Source organism: Chrysiogenia bacterium, from assembly GCA_020434085.1.
Classification (GTDB): Bacteria; JAGRBM01; JAGRBM01; order JAGRBM01; family JAGRBM01; genus JAGRBM01.
This window is the reverse complement of record JAGRBM010000566.1, coordinates 1-2899: the sequence shown is the minus strand read 5'-3', so window position 1 is coordinate 2899 and position 2899 is coordinate 1. Positions and strand designations below refer to the sequence as shown.

General features: G+C 66.0%; 2 protein-coding genes. Both read left to right on the top strand.

Annotation, left to right across the window (positions count from 1 at the left end; translation table 11 throughout):
• Positions 1 to 1356, top strand: a 1356-nt coding sequence (locus tag KDH09_18650) for a hypothetical protein (GenBank protein MCB0221724.1), incomplete at its 5' end; no start/stop codon positions are given.
• Positions 1357 to 1458: 102 nt separating this feature from the next.
• Entirely contained in the window at positions 1459 to 2847 is a 1389-nt protein-coding gene (gene rimO / locus KDH09_18645; protein MCB0221723.1) for a 30S ribosomal protein S12 methylthiotransferase RimO, read from the top strand.
• The last annotated feature ends 52 nt before the right edge of the window (positions 2848 to 2899 follow it).

Sequence of the window (2899 nt, the reverse complement as noted above, 5' to 3'; positions counted from 1 at the left end):
GACAACTTCGTCGAGGCGGTGCTCAAGATCCTGCGCCGCGCGGGGCCCGAGTATCTGCGCCTTTCGCTGGCGGCGATTCTGGTGGGAGTCTCGCTCACCCTCTACATTTATCTGAGCGTCGTGCCCGGTTTCATCGGGCTGATGCCGTGCCTGATTCTCACGATCTTTCTTCTCTATCGCTCGGCGATGCACAACCTTTTCGATCGCCCCTCGCTGGGTTTCTGGCGCATGAGCATTCTCGGCCTGATCTGCGCGCTCATCACGCTGTGCGATCACCTGCAGTTTTTTTATCTGCAAAAAGGCGCCGCGCCGCCGGCGGCAAACCACCCGGCGGTCGAGGTCCTTGTCGATACCGCGACGCTCAATGACCTGGGAATCGCGCCGCATCTTGCCGGCGTGTTTTTTGCGCCGGGCGAGGGCAATCGCGACATCTATCTGTGGGCCGGGCAGAAACGCCGGAGCTACCTGAGCAAGATCCCCGCGCTGGTCGCCCGGCGCGTCGACCGGCCGGGCGGCGCCTGGCGCACCGGCATGGGCAAGCCGCTCTCGGATGCGCGCTGGATTCCCGAGGTCGGCCAGATCCTGACCGCCATTGCCGAACCGCCCATGGTCGAGCTTCGCAGCCCCGCCGACCTGCAGGTCGTTGGCGGAGCCACCTGGCCCAGCGGCTATCCCTCGCTCATCGATGTGGCCGGCGATGGCACCGTTCGCGTGCTTGCCGAGGGCGAGGGCGAGATCGCCCGCGTCGATCCGCGCGATCTCTCCCTGACAATGGAAGACCCGCTGGCGCCGCAGGCCCGCGCGCTGGGCGCGAAGCTGCCCACCGACGGGCTGGCCCCGGCCATGCTGACCCCGCCCATTGGCGGGCGCCGGTATCTGAGTTCCTGGTACGCCCACATGATCGCGCTCGAGCTCGACGAGAATTTCCGCGTGACCCGCATCTTCCAGCAACCCGAGAACGTCGCCGTGCGGCTGAGCACCATGTCGGTTTTCCGTTTCTTCGACTTCGCCTGGAACCCCGGCGGACAGGAAATCTGGCTCGCCAACTCCATGCGCGGCCGCGGCGGCGAGCTCATCGAGCTGGACCGCCAGAGTTTCTCCCACGTGCGCACGCGGGCCGCGCCGCTGGGGCTTCGCCGCCTGCTCTACGACGAGCGCCGCGACCGCCTCTACGCCCTGGACGCCCTGGGCGGCTCGCTGCTGGTGCTCCGGCGCAAGAGCGGCGCCCTCGAAGAGGTCACCCGCCTGGAGTTCGGCAAGCTCGCCCGGGTCCTCCAGTGGGAGGATTCCTCCCGCACCCGCCTGCTGGTGGGCTCTTCGGGCGGGCTCTTCCGGGTGGACCCGCAGAAACTCTAGGAAGGGCGGGTAGACACCGCCCCTTGCCTCCGCCCCCTCTCATCCGCATACTCCCAGCCCTTGCGGCGTGCTTTTGCGCCGCGCGCGTGACTGGTGGTGATTTTGAGTGAGCAGAAAAAACGCGTCTTTCTGACCAGCCTGGGGTGCCCGAAAAACCGGGTCGACTCCGAGGTGATGCTCGGCCTGCTGCGCCGGCGCGGCTACGAGCTCGCACCCAGCGAAGAAGAGGCCGAGGTGCTCGTGGTCAACACCTGCTCCTTCATCGAGGCGGCCAAGGAAGAGTCCGTCGATGCGATTCTCGAGCTGGCCGGCTTCAAGCAGCAGGGCGCTTGTGAAAAGCTCCTCGTCACGGGCTGCCTGCCCCAGATGTTCCGCGCCGACATTGAAAATGAACTCCCCGAGGTGGACCGCTTTCTCGGCACCGGCGAGTTCGGCCGGATCGGCGACGTGCTCGACGAGCTCTACGGCGCCGATGCCCCGGGCCTCCATCAGAACATTCCCGATCCCGAGGCCCTGTTCGAGGGCTATGGCGAGCGGCTCATCACCGGCGGCGCGTCGACGTATCTGAAAATCGCTGAGGGTTGCGACCGTTCGTGTTCCTTCTGCGTGATTCCCAATCTTCGCGGACCGCAGCGAAGTCGCCCCGTGGACGTGGTGCTCGACGAGGCGCGGCGCCTGTGCGAGGCCGGCGCGCTGGAGATCAACCTCATCGCGCAGGATCTCACCAGCTACGGCGAGGACCTGCCCGGCCGCCCGAAGCTCTCGGAGCTTTTGAAAGAGCTCGCGCGCGTCGACGGCCTTCGCTGGCTGCGCCTGCACTACAACTATCCCGACAAGTTCACCGACGAGCTGCTCGAAGTGATTGCGAGCGAACCCACGATCACGCCCTATCTCGACATTCCGATGCAGCACATTTCCGATCGCATGCTGAGGCTCATGCGCCGCGGCACCCGCGAGAAGGTCGTGCGCGACCTGATCGGGCGGCTGCGCTCGGACATTCCCGAGCTCGTGCTTCGCACGACCTTCATCGTCGGCTTCCCCGGCGAGACGCAGGAAGAATTCGAGCAGCTCTGCGATTTTGTTTCCGAGGCGCGCTTCGAGCGCATGGGGGCGTTCACCTATTCGCGCGAAGAGGGAACCCCCGCTCACGACCTTCCCGACCAGATCGACGAGGACGTGAAGCAGGAACGGCTCGAAACGCTCATGCGCATTCAGCAGGAATTCGCGCGCGAGCACAGCGCCTCGCTCGTCGGCAAGGAAGTGGACGTTCTGGTGACCGGAGAACATCCCGAGACCGAGCACCTGCTGGCCGGGCGGCTCGCCACCCAGGCGCCCGAGATCGACGGCATCGTCCACATCGCCTCGGTGCAATCCACCGAACGCGACGGCCAGATCGCCGCCATGAACGTCGAGGAACTTGCCGGCACCATCCGCCGCGCCCGCATCACCGACGCCGATGTCTACGACGTGGTCGCCGAGTTGATCGATTGAAAAGAGGGCGGGTAGACCCCGCCCCTACGAATCGGATGTAGGGGCGGGGTCT